General features: G+C 51.3%; 15 protein-coding genes. 7 read left to right on the plus strand and 8 right to left on the minus strand.

What is annotated here, in order from left to right; all coding sequences use genetic code 11:
• Nucleotides 1-51 precede the first annotated feature (51 nt).
• Entirely contained in the window at nt 52-525 is a 474-nt protein-coding gene (soxR, locus tag ACNQKP_RS16740; RefSeq protein WP_417866219.1) for a redox-sensitive transcriptional activator SoxR, read from the plus strand.
• A 37-nt stretch (nt 526-562) separates the two neighbouring features.
• On the opposite strand, the gene ACNQKP_RS16745 is transcribed toward soxR, so the two are convergent.
• Nucleotides 563-3,715, minus strand: a complete 3,153-nt coding sequence (locus tag ACNQKP_RS16745) for an efflux RND transporter permease subunit (RefSeq protein WP_417866221.1) — start codon at nt 3,713-3,715, stop codon at nt 563-565.
• Nucleotides 3,716-3,907: 192 nt separating this feature from the next.
• Between ACNQKP_RS16745 and ACNQKP_RS16750 the strand changes: the two genes are divergently transcribed.
• From ACNQKP_RS16750 to ACNQKP_RS16765, 4 genes are read left to right on the plus strand one after another with little or no spacing between them, the layout of a single operon-like run.
• The gene (locus ACNQKP_RS16750) at nt 3,908-4,642 is read left to right on the plus strand and encodes a hypothetical protein (protein WP_417866223.1); all 735 of its coding nucleotides are present in this window, start codon (nt 3,908-3,910) and stop codon (nt 4,640-4,642) included.
• On the plus strand, nt 4,636-6,120 hold the full coding sequence (locus tag ACNQKP_RS16755) for a TolC family protein (protein ID WP_417866225.1): 1,485 nt from the start codon (nt 4,636-4,638) through the stop codon (nt 6,118-6,120). The genes ACNQKP_RS16750 and ACNQKP_RS16755 overlap by 7 nt, the downstream gene beginning before the upstream one ends.
• Before the next feature lie 14 nt (nt 6,121-6,134).
• Complete coding sequence (locus tag ACNQKP_RS16760) at nt 6,135-7,061, plus strand: hypothetical protein (RefSeq protein WP_417866227.1); 927 nt, start codon at nt 6,135-6,137, stop codon at nt 7,059-7,061.
• Between the two features lie 30 nt (nt 7,062-7,091).
• A complete protein-coding gene (locus tag ACNQKP_RS16765) occupies nt 7,092-7,391 on the plus strand; it encodes a hypothetical protein (RefSeq protein ID WP_417866229.1) in 300 nt (99 codons plus the stop codon).
• A 35-nt stretch (nt 7,392-7,426) separates the two neighbouring features.
• Here the strand turns inward: ACNQKP_RS16765 and ACNQKP_RS16770 are convergent, their stop codons facing one another.
• The 4 genes from ACNQKP_RS16770 to ACNQKP_RS16785 all read right to left on the minus strand — a co-directional run bounded on the left by ACNQKP_RS16770 (nt 7,427) and on the right by ACNQKP_RS16785 (nt 13,258).
• On the minus strand, nt 7,427-8,893 hold the full coding sequence (locus ACNQKP_RS16770; RefSeq protein WP_417866231.1) for a DUF1254 domain-containing protein: 1,467 nt from the start codon (nt 8,891-8,893) through the stop codon (nt 7,427-7,429).
• Between the two features lie 80 nt (nt 8,894-8,973).
• Nucleotides 8,974-10,785: a ribosomal protection-like ABC-F family protein gene (abc-f, locus tag ACNQKP_RS16775; RefSeq protein ID WP_417866233.1), complete on the minus strand. Its 1,812-nt coding sequence runs from the start codon at nt 10,783-10,785 to the stop codon at nt 8,974-8,976.
• An 8-nt stretch (nt 10,786-10,793) separates the two neighbouring features.
• Complete coding sequence (locus ACNQKP_RS16780) at nt 10,794-11,669, minus strand: trypsin-like serine peptidase (protein WP_417866235.1); 876 nt, start codon at nt 11,667-11,669, stop codon at nt 10,794-10,796.
• On the minus strand, nt 11,669-13,258 hold the full coding sequence (locus tag ACNQKP_RS16785; RefSeq protein WP_417866237.1) for a polysaccharide deacetylase family protein: 1,590 nt from the start codon (nt 13,256-13,258) through the stop codon (nt 11,669-11,671). The genes ACNQKP_RS16780 and ACNQKP_RS16785 overlap by 1 nt, the downstream gene beginning before the upstream one ends.
• A 290-nt stretch (nt 13,259-13,548) precedes the next feature.
• Between ACNQKP_RS16785 and ACNQKP_RS16790 the strand changes: the two genes are divergently transcribed.
• Together ACNQKP_RS16790 and ACNQKP_RS16795 are read left to right on the plus strand one after the other, a co-directional pair.
• The gene (locus tag ACNQKP_RS16790; protein ID WP_417866239.1) at nt 13,549-14,070 is read left to right on the plus strand and encodes a cell wall hydrolase; all 522 of its coding nucleotides are present in this window, start codon (nt 13,549-13,551) and stop codon (nt 14,068-14,070) included.
• The gene (locus tag ACNQKP_RS16795; RefSeq protein ID WP_417866241.1) at nt 14,067-14,648 is read left to right on the plus strand and encodes a hypothetical protein; all 582 of its coding nucleotides are present in this window, start codon (nt 14,067-14,069) and stop codon (nt 14,646-14,648) included. Before ACNQKP_RS16790 ends, ACNQKP_RS16795 begins: the two co-directional genes overlap by 4 nt.
• 39 nt (nt 14,649-14,687) lie before the next feature.
• Here the strand turns inward: ACNQKP_RS16795 and aat are convergent, their stop codons facing one another.
• The 3 genes from aat to ACNQKP_RS16810 are packed head-to-tail and all read right to left on the minus strand — an operon-like array spanning nt 14,688 to nt 17,879.
• Nucleotides 14,688-15,353 (minus strand): leucyl/phenylalanyl-tRNA--protein transferase, encoded by a 666-nt coding sequence (gene aat / locus ACNQKP_RS16800; protein ID WP_011163526.1) that lies wholly within the window; start codon nt 15,351-15,353, stop codon nt 14,688-14,690.
• Nucleotides 15,353-16,426, minus strand: coding sequence for a PQQ-dependent sugar dehydrogenase (locus ACNQKP_RS16805; RefSeq protein ID WP_417866243.1), 1,074 nt, complete (start codon nt 16,424-16,426; stop codon nt 15,353-15,355). Before ACNQKP_RS16805 ends, aat begins: the two co-directional genes overlap by 1 nt.
• A 16-nt stretch (nt 16,427-16,442) precedes the next feature.
• A complete protein-coding gene (locus ACNQKP_RS16810) occupies nt 16,443-17,879 on the minus strand; it encodes a RecQ family ATP-dependent DNA helicase (protein ID WP_417866245.1) in 1,437 nt (478 codons plus the stop codon).
• Nucleotides 17,880-17,909 lie beyond the last annotated feature (30 nt).

The following is a 17,909-nucleotide window of genomic DNA, read 5'->3' on the forward strand; positions in this document are numbered from 1 at the left end:
TGATTTTTAGCTGATGCTACAACCTCAAGTTAACTTGAGGTCAAAACAAAAATGGCTGCAAAAAACAAAACCACTACCTTCACCACCACACTTTCCATTGGCGAAGTCGCCGCCCGCAGCGGCATCTCGGTTCCGACATTGCATTTCTATGAATCCAAAGGGCTGATTAAAAGTCATCGCAACAACGGCAATCAGCGCCGCTATGACCGCTCGGTTTTACGTCTGATTTCAATAATTAAGATCTCCCAGCATCTGGGAATGAGTCTGGAGCAAATCAAAGATCACCTGTCATCGCTGCCACAGGATCACGCCCCGACGGCGACGGAATGGAAGCGGCTAACAAAGAAATGGAATGATGATCTTGAAGAGCGCATCAAATTGCTGCAGCTTCTGCAATCACAACTTGCCAGCTGCATCGGGTGTGGCTGTATGTCACTGAAAGACTGTCCGTTAAGAAACCCGGAGGATCGTTACGGGAAAAAAGGCCCTGGCGCACAACGCTTGAAAGAACAATGCCGGAAATAAAAAAAGCCCAGGGGCCATGCCACCGGGCTTTTTCCTTTTAGGCCTCCAGGCCTTCCTCGCCAACCGCGGCGAAGGCCTGTTTGGTTTTTTCGCGAACCTCGTCACGCTTCTTGAACTTATCCATCAGCAGGTACACCGCCGGAACAACGAACAAGGTCAGCGCAGTGGAAACCACAACCCCACCGATAAGACAGATTGCCATCGGACGCATGGTCTCGGAACCTGCCCCGCGCGCCGTTGCCGATGGAATTGCCGCCGCCACGGTAGCCACGGACGTCATCAGGATCGGACGAAGACGCGTCGGACACGCTTCAATCAGCGCATCCAAAGCCTTGCTGGTCCCGCGATCACGGACTGTGTTGGTGAATTCAATCAGCAAGATCGAATTCTTTTTCACGATACCCATCAACAGCAGCAAACCGATCATCGAGAACATGTTCAAAGACTGACCCGTGATCAGAAGTGCAAAGAACGCCCCGCTGAAACTGAATGGCAACGCCATCAGGATCGTCACCGGATCGATAAAGGAATTGAACTGGCTGGCCAGAACCATGTAGGCGATCACCAGACCCATCACCAAAGCAAAGATCAAGCTCTGGAAGGATTCTTTAAAGGTCTTCGAGCTTCCGCCCTGATCGATCATGTAACCCGGCTCCAGCATCTTTTTCGCCGCGTCTTCGATATAGGCCATGGCCGCCTGCTGAGACACACCCGGCTTCATATTCGCTGTCACCGTGATCGCACGCTGACGGTTGGAACGAGAGATCGACTGCAAGCTCGACGTCTGAACTTCTTTAGTCACTCTTGGCAATGGAATCAGATTTCCACGGCTGTTGCCGACGAACAAAGTTTTGATCTCGCCCATCGGATCACCCTGATCCACAAGTTTTAGCTTGATGTCGTAACGGTGTCCGCCTTGAGGATATTCACCGGCTTTCACCCCACCAATCAACGCACTGACCGTGGAACCGATAGAGGCAATGCTGACCCCGTGCTGAGCCGCTGACAAACGATCCGGCTGAACTTGAATCTCTGGCATACCCAGCAGATAGTTGGAATCCACGTCGACCATCAGACCGCTGTCGTTCATGGCCTTCATCATGTCTTCGGTGTACTTCGCAAGTTTATCCCAGTCTGAACCCAGGATCGTGAATTCGATCGGATACCCACGGCCACCCGAGAAACCCTGCTGCGACAAATCCATCAGGACCGGACGCATATCTTCAATCTTGGAAAGATTCTTACGGGCCACTTGCATGAATTCCTGCTGGGACAGAACTTTCCCGGTTTCAGGATCCTTGCCGCGCTCGTTTTTTTCTTTCATGGTGATAAACATCATCGTGACGTTGGCATCAGAAACACCGCCGCCAAAACCACCCAAGGCCGCATAAACCTGTTTGATTTCCGGACGGGACAACAGCCACGCTTCCGCTTTTTTGGTTTGCTGGTCCGTGTACTGCAGGGACGTTCCCACCGGCATAATCAAGCGGGCCATAAAGATGCTCTGATCCTGGGCCGGACTCATTTCCTTATTCAGGAACTTAATAGAAATAAAGGAAACCGCCACAAACACCAAAGAACCGATCAACACCTTCCATGGGTGCTGCAAGCTCACACGCAGCCAACGGTCGTAGCCAATGCGCGTGTTTTCCATCAGGGCTTCAAAGCCCTTGCCCAGTTTGGTTTTTCGTTCACCGTGGTGAACGAAGCCCGCACAACGCATTGGTGTGATCGTCAAAGACTCCACCAGCGACAGGAACACGGCGATAGAGATCGTCACCCCGAACTGCATGAAGAACTTCCCGATGATACCCTTCATGAAGGCCACCGGCAGGAAGATCGCAATCACGGCCGCAGTGGCGGCCATCGCAGCAAACGAGATCTCGCGCGCCCCAAGGATCGCGGACTCGATACGTCCCCGCCCGTTTTCATTGTACCGGAAGATATTTTCCAGAACCATGATGGCATCATCCACGACGATACCGATTGCCAGGGTCAGACCCAACAGCGTGAACGTGTTCAGCGTGTAACCCAGGAAATAAAGACCGATGAAGGCCCCCAGCAACGACGTCGGAATCGACAACAGGACGTTGAAGGTCGCCGACCAGCTGCCCAGGAACATCCAGCACACCAATGACGTAAAGATAACCGCAAGAACCAAGTGATGGTTCAGCTCGCCCACGGATTGTTCGATGAACTTGGTACTGTCAAAGTTCACCTGAAGGTTCATTCCCGGAGGCAGGGTTTTCTGAATGACCGTGATTTGCTCTTTCACCGCGCGCGCGACTGACACGGCATTGGTGCCACGCTGTTTACGGATCCCCAGACCCAAAGCGGTTTTTCCGTTGAAACGGGACATGCGCTCAATCTTGTCCAGACCCATGCTGGCGTCAGCCACCTGGCGGATTTTAACCATATTGGTCGGATCCGCGACAGTGACACCCGCACGACGACTGATCACGATGTCACGGAATTCCTCTTCGGTTTTCGCCTCACCCATGGTGCGCACGTTGAAAGTTTTTTTGTCGGTCTGGATGTAACCACCCGGAAGCTCGGAATGCTCGTTGCGAATGGCATCGACCACGTCATTGACTGAAATATTATAACGAAGCAGATCTTTCGGGCGCACATGCACACGCATCACCGGATCGGTGTAACCACCCAGGAAGATATCGCCGACACCCTCCACCGTTGTGAAGCGGTCTTTCAGATAGTCACGCGCATAGCGCATCAGGAATTCCGGATCTTCCTTATCATAGGTCAGTGCCAGCCAAAGAATCGGCTGGTCGTCGGGATTGGTTTTTGAAATGGACGGAGGATCCACATCATCCGGAAGCATTCTTTGAATGCCCGAGATTTTCGCCTGCACATCCTGAACCGCCAGATCGATATTGCGATCCAGGTCAAACTCCACCGTGATACTGGCGCTGCCGGTTTTACTGCTGGATTTGATGGATTCAATCCCCTCAACAGTCATGAGCGAGGATTCAATCGGATCCACGACCTGAGTTTCCATGACTTCTGGAGCCGCCCCCTGAAGACTGACGCTCACTGTCACAGTTGGAAAATCGACATCCGGCATCTGGCTGACGCCCATACGGGAAAACGAAATCAGTCCGAAAATCATCAGACCAAACATCAGCATCCACGCAAATACAGGATTCTTAATAGAAATATCCGACAGCCTCATACATACCCCTCTAAAGACCGGAACACTCTAGGCAATCCACCCCCATTAGTCATTAGGATTCCTATCAACACAGCGGCTCATAAAGCCTTGATATTAAAGGTTTTATAAAGGTCCCCGAAGGACCACGGGCAGAGGTTGACAGCCCCCACCCCTCGGACTATTCCTGACGCACATTTATTCGGGGAGTGCACTATGAAATGGGGATTTCTTATAGCCGTTATTTTCTCTTCTGCGATCTGCAACGCTCAAAGCTTGCGAGACATGGCAGTTGCTGAAGCCAAATACGACGGCCTTGCAAAACAAAGCGCCACCGACGCTCAAGTGTCCGGCATGCTGACTTTGAAAGATCCCCGCCCGGAAATCATCACACGCAGCTGGAAATATTTCGCCGGCTTCTCTGTACAAAGCTTCCAGCCGGAAGGCATCGCCACCAAAGATGGCTCCGGTTCTTTTGACTTGAGCAAAAACGGCGCAACTGTGATGCCGGGTCTGGAACTGGGTGTGATGAGCCCGGCTCTGCAAACCAAAGCCCTGTTGTGGAAACTGGGCCTTCGCGCCAAAGGCGGATTCGCGTCCCAAGCCGCTTCCGTGAAACTGGATTCCGGTTATGAAATCGACGACGCACGTTTGAACACCATCATGTTCAGCGCCGGTCCCGTGATCAGCATGGGCTGGGAACGCCTGCCGTGGCTTTCTTTGAACGTATCCCCGCAATTCGGAAACATCAGCTACACCCAAAGCAGCTCCAACGACTTTGCGACTTTCAGCAAATCCAGCGCTTACGAATCCATGAACTATGGAGTTGATGTGATGCTGAATAAAAAATGGTCTGTATTCACTGAATGGTCCCAAAGAACTCTTAAAGACAACAATGAAATCGCACTTCAAAAAGACAACTTTGAGCTAGGAACAAAAGTAACATGGTAAAAATCCTTCTTGCACTTCTCAGTACCACAACCATCCAGGGAGCGTATGCGCAGCAGGCTCCTGCAAAGAAAGAGATCACGCTGACTCAAAAAGACGTGGCTGAACTGGTTTTGAAGCAAGGCCTTAAAACCAAGGAAGTCAATTTGAAGTACCAGCAGTTCCGCCTGACTCCGGCCCTGGCGCTATCCGCCTATGACTGGGTTTTGAATGCCGAAACTGGTTTTGAGTACGACAAGTCCGCGGGTCTTCTTTCCAACTCCACACCGGTGGAAGCAAAATACGAACGCTATCGCACCACCGTGGGTTTGAAAAAACCTTTCACCACCGGGACCACGCTGGGGATTGAATTGAGCCGCCTTTCCCAGCAAGTTGAGTTTGACAGTGTGGTGACGAATCCACCTCCGGGTGAGCAGACTCTGGACAGCGCAGGATTGTTGCTGGAACAAGCCCTTTTGGGGAACTTCTTCGGCGTTGCTGACCGTGGCACCGTGAATGCGGCCGAACTGACTTATCAGGCGGAAAGCATCAACCGCGCCAACGAACTGGAAGACGTCGTGCTTGAGGCGATCCGTCAGTTCTGGAACACTTATGTTGCACAGGAAAACTTCAAAGAGTCCGTGGCTTCCCGTGACCGTTACAAAAAACTGGTCGATGCGGTGAAACGCAAAACCTCTTTGGGTTATTCCAATCCAGGGGACTTGCCACAGGTTCAGGCTGAATTTGAAACCCGCGAACAAAAAGTAAAAACGTCCTCGACCGAGTATCTGGACAATCTGGAAAATCTGGTGACGTTGCTTTCTTTGGAACCCGGCACTGAGGTCCGCTTCCAAATCCCGGGCAATATCCCGGCGGTTCCAAAGCTGCCACTTAAAAAAGTGGAGGATCTGCGCACCATCCGTTCACAGAAGCTGAAGGTGGAAGCGGCTCAGGAATCCCTGACCGCGGCCGAATCCCTGAGCTATCCGACGCTGAACTTCGTGGGCCGTGTGTACACCACCGGTGTGGATGAAAATGCGAACGATGCTTATTCTGATGTCGTCTCTGGCACCCGTCCGAAGTACTACATGGGCCTGAGATTCCAGTACAACTTCGGCTCTGACATCCAGAATGAGCAGATCATCAACAAGAAGCTTTCCAAAGATCTGGAATCCACCCGCCTCAGCCGCCAGTTGCTGGAAGCTGAAGATCTGGAAATCCAGGCCCAGCGCAAAGTGCAGTCCACTTATGCGGTGGTGCTGAGCGCGGAAAAACAGAAAGGCTATCGTGAAAAAGCCTCTCAGGAACTGAACCGTTCCTACAATCAGGGTCGTACGGACATCTCGATCCTGATCACGGCAATGAACAACTATTTCGACTCGGAAGTTCAATACATGCGCGCCATGGGTGATTACGCCATTGCGCTGAATGAATGGGCGGCTTCCCGTGACGAATTGATTCCTGACGATGCTTCGTCAGCTGATTACACTGAAAATAAATAATAAGAGGGGTTACCATGTTGAAAAAACTAATTCTTGCAGCGACAGTTCTAAGTCTTGCAGCCTGTGCGTTTGATCAGGACAAAAACGCCGGCAAACAGCGCGAGATCGAACTTAATGGAAAGTTGCAACAAACATACAAACCAGTGATCGGCACTTACGTTGGCCAAATCACGACAGCTGACGGCACTCAGGATCTGGAAGTGAAATTCTTCGAACTGAAAGTCGACAATGGCGCGAAGAACTCTGACGGCTCCACTCGTTTGCACTCCACTCTTTATGCGACTTACAAGCGCATCAACCCGGCTGGCGAAAGCTATGACTTCGTGGTTGGTTTTGCTCCAGAAACCGGCGACCTGACTTTGGTGAACGTAAAAGACATCAAATCCCTGGGCCGTGATGAAATCCAGACTGTGGACGCTAAAATCAGCGGCAACAACATCCTGGGTGAAGCCAAAGCGATCTCGGGCCCGAAAGGCATTGTAAGACTTTCTTTGAAAGCCCGTGAAAACGAATCCACGGGCGGCGGCAAAGAAGAGTTTGCTTACTATGAAAGACTGCGCGCGCAGCTGACGGCGATCTCTGGCACCTATGTTGGTCAGATGGATCAGGGCAACTCCGGTCCGGTGAAAGGTGTTGTGGGCATCACCTTGCGCCTTTACGTTCAGGAAACGGTAAAGGAAGGCTCGACTGTGACCATTCCTCGTCTGATGGGTGAATTGAACCGCGCGGACGATCCTGGCCACACGGCGGACCTGACTTTGAACGGTGTTTACGAAGCCGATCTGGCAGAACCACGCCTGACTTTGACCGGCAAACCGGCTCGTGATCTGAATTCCAAATTTGAAGCCGCTATTTATGGCAAACTTGTAAATGGTGTTTTGGAAGGCGCTCTGACATCTAATTACTCCATGTCAGGCAAATTGATCCTGAAAAAACAATAGTCCATAAAGGACGAAGCAAGGAGATTTGAGATGAAGAAACTACTGGTGATTGCAATTGGATTCGTTGCCGGATTCACGACTCAGCCCGCTCTGGCACTGAATGTGCCGTCGGTGGTGGACTCGGTAGAATACACTTACAACGTTCAGTGTTCTTTTTCTCATTTCTCGAAAAACGAATTTTGCTTCAACTATATCTGCAAGTACAAAAAGTACTATGTGTGCGAAGGTGACCAGGGTGTTTTGGATCTGATCCTGAACATCAAGACCGTTCGATATCCTAATGAAACGGCGAAAGAAGAAGTCACCAATTACAGCGTACAACCAAGATAGAAAAAGGGGCTTTGAGAGCCCCTTTTTTATTTCCCCTAACGCAGACTCAGGCCCGTGGCTGGTTGCACCTGCTGCACACCAGGCATACGCCACTGATGACTTAAAACTTCATCCTTGGGCCAATACAAACGCATCAGCAAGTTGAAATCATCCCCTGCCGGAGCCGGCAGCCAGTTGGCCACTTTGCTGGCCTCGGGACGCTCGCTTTGAATGTACAGCTCCAGCGATCCATCTTTGCCGTACTTCAATTTGTCGCGATCCCCGAGCGCATATCGATTCAGCGGGTTTTTCACAAAGTTCTGCTTGGAATTATACATCGTCAGGGACCAGAACGCCCGAACCGGAGGCAACTGCCCCTTGCTAAAGCGCAGGGTGTACTTGTTATCCCCTTTTAGCGGCATGCCGTTGGCATCCACCGAAGCGCGCGGATAAACCGCATCCTGCGGAAGATTGGCTCCAAGGAAGTACTTGGCAACATAGGATCTGTTTTCATAATCAGCGCCATAAGCCCCCATGTGATAGGAATACACCCAGCCCGCACTGACCTCCACACCCGGAGGTGCCTGGTTCATGGCCACGATTTTTTCCAGAGCCATCTTCGCTCCGCGGTTAAATGCAACCCGCTGAGCATCACTCAACGTCCGGCCATCAAACTGCCCGGTTTCAGAAATTCCCAGCCGGGCCATTTTTTCAACCATGGCAGAATCTTCCGGTTTAGGCGGATTCTGTTTCAAATATGCTGCGAACTTTTCCATGAACTCCACGCCGTCCATGGATTCCACCTGCGCCACCGGCGGAGTTTTCATGTCCACTGTCGAACTGACCTGCCGCGTGGGTGTGGCAATAACTTCGGTGTCCGACTGCTGCCAGGAGCTCAGCGTGGTCAGACGGTATTTTTTCTGAATTTCACGAACGGCAGCAAAGTCCTTGGGACCGTTGGTCTGCGTGCGCCCGATGATCCACACTGTGTTGGTGGGTGATTTGATCTCGGTGACGCCAGTGGGAAGCTCGCCGCTCCAGCCGGGGCCCGTGATCGCAAAGTCCCCTTTATGTGAACCTGTGGTTCTGGTTCCCGGTGAAGCAAACACATCTGTCCAGGCACTCATCATTTGCATCAGATAGTAGCGGTTCCCCATTTCCGGGACACTTAAGATAACCGGCTCGCGCGACAGATCCAAAAAGGCTGAACTGTAAAGAGTGTCGGCATTGGGACTGACCACCTGAGTAAAGCTGGCATCCGGGAAGCGGTCCTTATGCAGGAACTGATTCACCGGTGCTGCATCCGCGGTCACACGGGAAACATTGGTCATGACCTCGCGGCTGGTTTCCACCAGAACCATGGGGTAACCGTAGATGTAAACTTCTTCGGCCAGCCTTTGAATCTCAGCGGGGCTCGCCGTTGTCTTGACTGACGCTGTTGTTTTTTTCTCGGAAGAACTACAGGATGCCATCAGCATCCCGGCCGTCAGTGCAACGGCCAGATTGACGAATTGGATCTTCATGAGAGCCTCCTTGCTCAAAATCTTATGATTGAAGGCGCTCTGAAGATCAGCAATATGTAAGAATGCACCAGCCTAGACTATTAAGCTTGGCCTTTGGATTTTTTCTCAAGCTCAGCCCAGCGGGCATAAGCAGTTTCGACTTTGCTTTGCAAAGATGAAATCTCGGCGAAAAGCTCCTGCACTTTGGAAGCCTGGCTGACCACTTCGGGTTTGCCCGCTTCGATCTGCAGATTTGACAGCTTTTCTTCCATTTCAAAAATGTTGGCTTCCATGTTTTCCAGTTCGAACTTTTCCTTGAAGGAAAGCTTCACGGGCTTACCCGCCGACTTTTCTGCTTTCTTTTCTTTCTTCAATTCCTGGGCCTGCAGTTCTTTCTGTTCCTCGAACCATTCTTCCCATTGCAGGTAACCGGCAAAACGTTCCATCGAAGTGGAGCCATCCAGATTCTTGTGCAATGCCAGAATGTCGGAAGCCACCTGATCCATAAAGAAACGATCGTGGGTGACCAGAATCACAGCACCGGTGAATTCCTTCAGGGAATCCTCCAATACCGTCAGGGTTGCCACGTCCAGGTCATTGGTCGGCTCATCCAGAATCAGGACCTGGGCTTCGTTCAGCATCAGCTGCGCCAAACGCAGACGGCTTTGCTCGCCACCTGACAGTTTTTCCACCGGCAGATCCATTTGCTGACGATTAAACAGGAATCTTTCCAGATAGCTGCGCGCAAATACATACTGGCCCTGATAGTGGACGTAGTCCCCGTCAGGACAGATGTTTTTCAAAACGGATTCTTTCGGCTTCAGGGTTTCGCGGTTTTGCTCGAAATAAGCAATCTTCAGCTTGTCTGCCTGAACCACACGACCGGAGGTCGGCGCTTCCTGCTGAAGCAGCATGCGGATCAACGTGGACTTGCCCGAACCGTTGTCCCCCAGCAATGCCAGACGTGTTTTCGGTGTCACCAGATAACTGAAGTCAGTGAACAACACACGGCCATCATAAGCTTTCGTGACATGATCGACTTCGATCAGCTTTTGTGGATTGCGGTCGGTTTCTTTGAATTCAATTTTTACTTTGCGGGCGGCATTCTTGGCCGAAAGCTCTTCGACATCCTCTTTCAAGGTGCCCGCGCGATCAATACGGGCCTTCTGTTTGGTCAGGCGGGCTTTCGCTCCACGACGCAGCCATTCGGTTTCACGACGAAGAGTGTTCTTCATCGCTAGCTCTTTTTGCTCCTGCCCGGCCAGCAGAATCGCCTTTTCCTCAAGATATTCCAGATAGCCACCGGTGGTGGAAATCAGATAATTGGGATTTTTCGGATCAAGATCAAAAATCTTGTTCACTGTTCTTTGCAGGAACAAACGGTCGTGCGTGATGATCAAAGTCGCAAACGGCGCACGGCTCAGGAAATCCTCCAGCCACATGATACTGGACACGTCCAGGTGATTCGTCGGCTCATCCAGCAACAACAACTCCGGGTCACGCACCAGTTCGCGGGCCAAAGCCACACGCTTTTTCCAGCCCCCGGAAAGTTCACTGACCAGGAAGTTTTCTCCGAACTGAGTCAGCTCCAGACGAGCGATCCACTCATAAGCCGAACCAATGGCTTCGTGAGGGTCTTCAGCTTTGCTTAACACCGCATCCAGGATGGTTTCATCTTTTTTGAAAGTGGGAGTTTGCTCCAGGTACCCCAGACGCAAACCCTTTTTCGCGGTCACATCACCGGAGTCCGGAGTCATGGTGCCAGCCAGAATTTTCAGCAAAGTGGATTTACCGGCCCCGTTAGGACCGACCAGCCCCACGCGTTCGCCCTCTTCAATGCCCAAAGAGACATTTTTAAACAGGGTTTTCCCCGCAAAGGATTTTTCGAGCTTATGTGTATTGATGAGAAGCATGGCCCAACTTACTTCTGTTTCTCGATATCGGCCAGAATTTTCTGAATAGGAATGACGAATTCACCCTTACAGCCGTCCTCTGCGCATTTCATGATCTGAACAGAACCATCCTCGCTGTCCGGCTGGAAGTCATCTTCACCACCGTGCAGGATACCGATCAAATCATGAGTTTTGCTGTCAAACACCGGAGAACCCGAGTTTCCGACGAAAACATCCAGATTGGTCTCTAAAGACCCCATTTCATTCACGCTGCGCACTTTGCCTTGGGCCGTTTTCTTAAGGCTGCCCAGTGGATAGCCAATGGAGTAAACAGAATCCCCGACGACCGACACGGCGGTCGACATGACTACGGGCTCGACTTCGTCCTTGGGCATGGACACTTCAACCAGGGCATAATCCAAGCCGCTCTGGAAATCGTTTTTCTGAGCTACGATCTGCTTGCACTGCCAGCCCTTGCGAGTGGTGGCCCCTTCCATCTTCTGCTCGTCATTAAAAACAAATACGGTATTTTCACACGAATGGTCCTCGGTAAAACAATGTCCCGCTGTCAGAACCAACTTCGGAGCCACCAAAGTACCAGAACAAAAGGCCTTGGACTCCTGACCACTCCACGGAAGCTGCTGACCCGTGCCGTAGACCTCATCCACAGTCCAGATAGCCTCGCCTTTGATGATCTCATTCCATTTGTCCAAATGAACCAGCGCCACGTTGGCGCGGGTGTTGCGGTCCGCAGTGGAAACCTCCTGAATGGAGTCCTCTCCATAAATCACACCCTGGGTCAGTGTCCCATCGGTGTTTACAAATGCCGAAGGTGCAGAGTCTCCTCCGCACCCGACAAGATTCATGATAAGGGCCCCGGCAAGGGCTGCCTTCCACACATTCATTAGTGTCCTTTAGTGAAGTCTACGTCATCGCGGTGAGCTTCAGCCATGTGGCCTTGTTCCCAGCGACCTTCCACGTTTTCAGAGTCCACAACTTCGTTTTGAGTGCCTACTGCTTTCACAGTGTAAGTCGCCGTGGCGATCTCTTTGTTCATGCGGTTTTCAACCGAGATACGAACCAAAGCGTCTTTACCCGCCTCGCTCACTTCACGGATGTCTTTCAGGTCGATAGTGCCGTCGATTTCTTTAGTCACATCACCCACAGTCACGAACTTCTTAAGACCCGCCATCTGAGCATCACGACCCGCAAGGGAGATGTTCATGAAGTCACGGTCAGAGGTCATATCGATCTTCAGATCCAGGTGGCGAGCAACGCTTGCCGACTTAGGACGCGGAAGTTTCGCAAAAGTGCCTTTTCTGTAAGCTTCAATTTCAGATGCAGAGGACTTTTCCATGAACGCCTGAAGCTCATTGTAAGTACCGCATTTCACTTCTGGCTTCGAGCACACTTCGTTCGCAAATTCGAAGAATGCTTCCATGTAAGCACCGCTCATCCATTTGGAGAAGTGGTGACCAATGTGAACCGGAGCACGGTTGCCATAGTAGTTGTTGTTGAAGTAGCTGCGATAGATTGAAAGCATATTGGCTTTAACCTGTGCTTTTTGCGCAGTGGATACTTCGTTCAAGCAGTCACGGGCTTTGTTGGCCTTAACCGTGTTGCCGCTTTTGTCACGCTTCATGATCTGCATTGTCTGAGGTTCTTCCTTCAATACGCGCGCAGAGTCACGAACGCAGAAGTTATAATCCATGGAGATCCACTTACGCGCACCACCTGGTTCCGGCACTTCCGCCAGCGGGAAGTTCCAGGTGCCGAATTCATTTCTTTGTGGCCAGTAGTTTACGAAATTCAGTTTGGACGTGTCGTACTGAATGCCGAACTTGGGCAGATTCGGCCACAGACCCGGGCTGACACCCAGAACCGGAGCACGGAAACCCGTGATTTCGTTTCTGAACAACAAACCTTTGGATTCTTTTTTAGAGATGCCGTTCAGGTCAAACACGCGATCCAGGATTGCATAGAATTGAGTGAACTCAGATTTCCAGTCCGCCTCGCTCCAGCGCAGGTCCCATTTTTTATTGCGGAAACCACCGTCAAAGTGACCCACGGCGTGGGAGCCGATTTCATGGCCTTCACGATAAGCCGCATTCATCTGATCAATACGATCAGAGATATCACGTCTGTCATCGCCCCAACCGATAGCGGAACCACGGTTTTTCGTAGCCACTTCATTGCCAGCACCATCCAGGATCAAACGCTGACCCGGTGGTTGATAGAAGGTTTTGTTTTCAGGGCTTAGGAAATAAACCGGATTGATAAAGAATGTGAAACGTGTGTCCACGCCCGCATCTTTTCTAAGTTTGGTGTAATCACGGGAGTACTGCCAAACCTCGTTGTTGTAAGATCCATCAAAAGCAAACATCACAAATTGTGGTGGTCTTTTAACTGTGGTGGTTGTTTGCGCCCAGGCAAAGTGCTGGGTGAACAAAGACAAAGTCACAAGGCCCTTTGCGATCAGTTTTCTTTTGGACATGGATTCCTCCGTATTGTTTTTATATTCAATAAGGATGATTGCAACGGCTATGCCCGCGATATCACGGGGTTTGAGCCCTAAAAGGTGTCCAAAGATTGAACGAGGAACAATTAACGGCGATCAGTGTCTCAGTATAAGACACGTATTTGAGCAGGACTTTGGACCAAGATTCGGAACACATATTCACTTAAGGTCGAGGGGGAAAACAAAGAATTCTTCAAATTCAAAACTTCCCATATAAAATAAGAACAATGAAAATACAGATCGTTGCCCTTTTCATAATTGCCTGTGTGTCACTTATAAACTCGTCTGCATTTGCTGCATCCATGACCTGCAACAAAAGACAATCCGCCACCACTTGCATGATTTGCAACTGCTACCATGAAACCCGCGGAGAGTCCTTCGAAGGCATGGTGGCCGTGAACAAGGTTGTTTTGTCCCGCTCTGAAGACGAAGCTTACCCAAGCTCAATCTGTGGTGTGGTGTATGACGATGCCCAGTTCAGCTGGACTCAGGACAATATCAGCAACAACATCAATGCCACCAAAGACGAAGACAAAGAAGCTCTGGACATGTGTAAAAAGGCCGTCAACCTTTCTGTAAAGGAAGGCCCCAACGACGTTATCTATTATTACAACCCAAGTGTTGCCCGCCCCTACTGGGCCCGTCGCATGACCAACTGTGGAAAGGTCGGCAACCACACGTTCCTGGTTCCCCGTGGTGAATCCTGTCCCAAAAAACTGGGCGTGATCGGCAAATACTCCTCTTCTGGCAGCAGCAGCCAAAGCAAGAAAAGCACAGGTGCAAAATGATGAAAACATTGATCGCAACTCTTCTTTACAGTGTTTGCAGCACCGCTGCTCCGGTAGCGACCTCTGCAGTCGATACCGCAGAAATCACCGTGCAGGATGGAACCGMAAAAGTCAGCCTTCCCGCCGATGCCAGGAAAGCCCTGATTGAATGGAATCCTGAATTCCTGACTTTTGATCTGAAAGACTATCCGGAATCTGTTTTAAGTCTTGTCAAGGAAGTGGAACCCAACGGCGTTCCCATGGCCTTTATCGCAGACCTTGATAATAACGGCGACAAGGATATCGTGCTGCTAGGAAGTGATCTGCACCGCCAATACGCGGTGGCGTTGACCAAGAAAGACGGCGCATGGCAGGCGGTTGAAATTCAGTCCTGGAATATTCCGAACATCAAAAAAACAGTTCTGAAAAAAGAGGATAAAACCAAAGAAACCGGCATTCCGCTTTATGTGCTGCCTGCGGAAGACGAACACGCCAAAAAGCTTGGCAAGAAAGTCGGCATTCAGGTGGAAAGATATCTGGGTCCGGCAACCGTTTACGAAATCAAAGACGGCAAGGCTTCCAAAGTCGTTCTGGAATAAATCAAAAGGTTCCCGGTTCTTTTTTGAACCGGGAACCTTTTAGGTTGTTTCATATTGAAAGTGTCGTTGTTCTAACATTTCCAGATACTGCTCCCGATCAATCAGCTTCCCGCCCATACTGGCCACCACGGGCGTCACCATCTGCACATCGATCCATTCATGTCCCTGCTCTGACAACACTTCCACCAGTCTCCACAGTGCCAATTTTGAAGCATTGGGCTTTCGATAGAACATGCTTTCACCGCTGAACACGCCTTCGACCAGAACACCATAGATGCCGCCGATCAAAACGTTGTTTTCGCGGACCTCCACAGACATACAATAACCGGCCTTGAAGAATTCCAGGTAGGCGCGTTTCATCTGCGCCGTGATCCAGGTGCCATCCTGACCGGGACGAGGCTGCTTGGAGCATTCCTCCAGCACATGATGAAAATCCTGATTCACTGAAAAATGAATTTCCGGATGACGCTTGCGAAAGCGGCGCAGACTTTCCGGCACGTGGAAATCACGAAACTCCAGCACGCCCCGTTCTTCCGGAGAAAACCACAGCATCGGCAGCCCCGGCTGAGGCCACGGGAAAATACCCTTGCTGTAGGCCGTGTAAAGCGTGCCCACATCCAAAGATCCGCCAATGGCCAGAATTCCTTCGGCCAGAGTTTCGCGCGGATCGGGAAAGTCCACTGAAGATCGCAACTTCCCCTGCATTATTTTACCTTATAAATCAGACGGTAAATCACGCCCGCCTTGTCATCAGAAATCAGCATAGCCCCATCGGGCAGAACTTCCACGTCAACCGGACGACCCCAGGAGGAATCCCCCTGCAGCCAGCCCTCGATGAAAGACTCCGTCTTTTCCACGTTAGAACCATTCAATTTCACAAATGTCAGACGATACCCTTGTGGCGTGGAGCGGTTCCAGGAACCGTGCTCTGCCAGAATAATGCTGTCTTTATATTGCGCCGGGAACTGTGTGCCCGTGTAAAAGCGCATGCCCAAAGGTGCCACGTGAGCGCGCAGCTCCACCACCGGAGCCACATAGTCTGAACACTTTTTGCCTTTGCCGAAATCAGGATCCAGCGTGTCCTTGCCATGACAAAACGGGAAACCGAAGTTCTGGCCCGTTTTGGTCAAGCGGTTCACTTCACAGGGCGGACGATCATCCCCCATCCAGTCGCGACCGTTGTCGGTGAACCACAGCTCTTTCGACTGCGGATGGAAATCAAAGCCCACGGTGTTGCGCACGCCGGAAGCCACTTCCTCTTTGCTGGTGCCATTCACGTCGATGCGATAGATGCGCGCATAATCTGTCCCCGGATCACAGATGTTGCAGTTGGCGCCCACCGGGACATAGAGCTTCCCGTCCGGACCAAAGCGGATGAACTTCCAGCCATGGTGCGTGTCCGAAGGAAAGGTCTGCGGCAAAGCGCGCAGGGGTTTTGCCGGAAGCTTCACATTAGGGCTGGCATCAAATTCATGAATACGCGCGATCTCGGCCACATAAAGTTTCCCGTCTTTATAGGCAACCCCGTTCGGAGTATCCAGTCCCTGCGCAAAGACGCTGGTCTTGCCATCCTTCACCACATAAACCTTGTCACCCGAACGCGAGCCCACAAAAATCCGGCCATCCGGAGCCTGCGCCAAAGACCGAGCCCCCGGCACCTGAGCCCACACCGAAATCTGAAACCCAGGGGGCATTTTCAGTTTTTCCAAAGGAAGTTGCTTCGCCCCCGCAGAAAGCGAAATCAAAAGCGATCCAAGAAACACCAAACCAGCTCTCATAACAACCTCCCCAGTTCTATCGTTTGCAGATATCGCATTTCCCACACGGTTCAGTGTGTTCATGCCCAAAGTAAGCATAGATGCGATTCATGCGGCACTCGCTGTCCTGATTCGCCCACTGCACCATCTGCAAAAGTTTGGTGTTCTGGGCGCGCAAAATAGCTTCGCCGTTTTCGGCCAGGAACTGCTCGTCCGTTGGTGCCTGCACGCAAGCAAAGGGAAACGGGTCGTCGGACTTTTGCAGACAGCCCCAGCGCTCCAGAATACTGACTGCGGCTTCGGACCGGAAGTCCCGGCGATTTCTAAAATTCATTTGTTCACGAAGGAAGTCAAATCCACCCTGATCAACCTGCATTCTTTTGTCTTCTATCAGTTGATAGATTTTGCGGATGAAATCAGGCTCGGGGTGAGACCATTTCAAAAACTCCATCTGAATGCTGACATCGTCCTGGTCATAAAGCAGATGACAAGATGACTCGGCCCCGTCTCGACCGGCACGACCGACTTCCTGAAAATAGGATTCCAAAGAGTTCGGGGTTTCGGCATGAATCAACAGGCGCACGTTGCTTTTATCAATACCCAACCCGAAAGCGGGCGTCGCGATCATCAGCGGAGCTTCATCAGTCTGGAAGGCTTTCTGATTGCGCTTGCGATCCTGCGGCGGCAAATCGCCGTGATACACCAGATGCGCCATGCCCAGTCGGTTCAACGCAGACGAAACTTTCTTCAGCGTCTGAATCAAAGAACAATAAATGATCGCCGTTCCTGGTGTCAGATGACGAAGTCCCACGATGGCCCGGATCTTTTCATCGATTCCATAGATGTCGTGAACATTCAGGGCCAGGTTCGGACGTTCAATCCCCGCGGAAATGATCAGGGCGTCTTCCATGTTCAGTTTTTTCAGGATGTCTTTTTGAACCTCGGGCGTCGCCGTGGCCGTCAGCGCCAAAGTCGGCGGATTGCCCAAAAGGGCGCGGAACTCCCCGACCCGGGAATAGTCCGGGCGGAAGTCATGCCCCCATTGGGAAATACAGTGAGCCTCGTCCACGGCCAAAAGTTGAATGGCCCGTTTTTCAATAGCCTGAAGAAACTCAGGTTTACGGAAGCGTTCCGGGGTCACATAGATCAGCTTGAAGTCGCCTTTGGCCAGGCGGTTCTGGCGAGACTCGCGTTCATCCCGGCTCAAAGTGGAACTTAGGAACGTGGCACTGATCCCCAGCTCCTGGGCCTTGAAAACCTGATCCTGCATCAAAGCGATCAGCGGCGATATGACGACCACCAGGCCCTCGCGGGTCTTTGCTGGAAACTGAAAGCAGAGGCTTTTTCCCATTCCGGTGGGCATTAAAGCCAGTAGGTTCTGGTTTGCCCAAACTTTATGCAGGATTTGCTCCTGCTCGCCCCGGAAAGAAGTAAAAGGAAAGTTCGCTTTTAAAAGCTGAAGAAGATCGCTCATAGTGCCGATCAGTCTACGCTACTCAGAGGG

The sequence above is a fragment of the Bdellovibrio bacteriovorus genome (assembly GCF_048286975.1).
In the GTDB taxonomy this organism is placed as follows: domain Bacteria; phylum Bdellovibrionota; class Bdellovibrionia; order Bdellovibrionales; family Bdellovibrionaceae; genus Bdellovibrio; species Bdellovibrio bacteriovorus_H.

Bases quoted from the DNA above. Each gene is read 5' to 3' on its own strand.
- aat (WP_011163526.1), bottom strand. From the start codon at position 15,353: ATGCAGGGGAAGTTGCGATCTTCAGTGGACTTTCCCGATCCGCGCGAA.
- ACNQKP_RS16805 (WP_417866243.1), bottom strand. From the start codon at position 16,426: ATGAGAGCTGGTTTGGTGTTTCTTGGATCGCTTTTGATTTCGCTTTCT.
- soxR (WP_417866219.1), top strand. From the start codon at position 52: ATGGCTGCAAAAAACAAAACCACTACCTTCACCACCACACTTTCCATT.
- ACNQKP_RS16765 (WP_417866229.1), top strand. From the start codon at position 7,092: ATGAAGAAACTACTGGTGATTGCAATTGGATTCGTTGCCGGATTCACG.
- ACNQKP_RS16745 (WP_417866221.1), bottom strand. From the start codon at position 3,715: ATGAGGCTGTCGGATATTTCTATTAAGAATCCTGTATTTGCGTGGATG.
- abc-f (WP_417866233.1), bottom strand. From the start codon at position 10,785: ATGCTTCTCATCAATACACATAAGCTCGAAAAATCCTTTGCGGGGAAA.
- ACNQKP_RS16750 (WP_417866223.1), top strand. From the start codon at position 3,908: ATGAAATGGGGATTTCTTATAGCCGTTATTTTCTCTTCTGCGATCTGC.
- ACNQKP_RS16780 (WP_417866235.1), bottom strand. From the start codon at position 11,669: ATGAATGTGTGGAAGGCAGCCCTTGCCGGGGCCCTTATCATGAATCTT.
- ACNQKP_RS16810 (WP_417866245.1), bottom strand. From the start codon at position 17,879: ATGAGCGATCTTCTTCAGCTTTTAAAAGCGAACTTTCCTTTTACTTCT.
- ACNQKP_RS16785 (WP_417866237.1), bottom strand. From the start codon at position 13,258: ATGTCCAAAAGAAAACTGATCGCAAAGGGCCTTGTGACTTTGTCTTTG.
- ACNQKP_RS16760 (WP_417866227.1), top strand. From the start codon at position 6,135: ATGTTGAAAAAACTAATTCTTGCAGCGACAGTTCTAAGTCTTGCAGCC.
- ACNQKP_RS16755 (WP_417866225.1), top strand. From the start codon at position 4,636: ATGGTAAAAATCCTTCTTGCACTTCTCAGTACCACAACCATCCAGGGA.
- ACNQKP_RS16770 (WP_417866231.1), bottom strand. From the start codon at position 8,893: ATGAAGATCCAATTCGTCAATCTGGCCGTTGCACTGACGGCCGGGATG.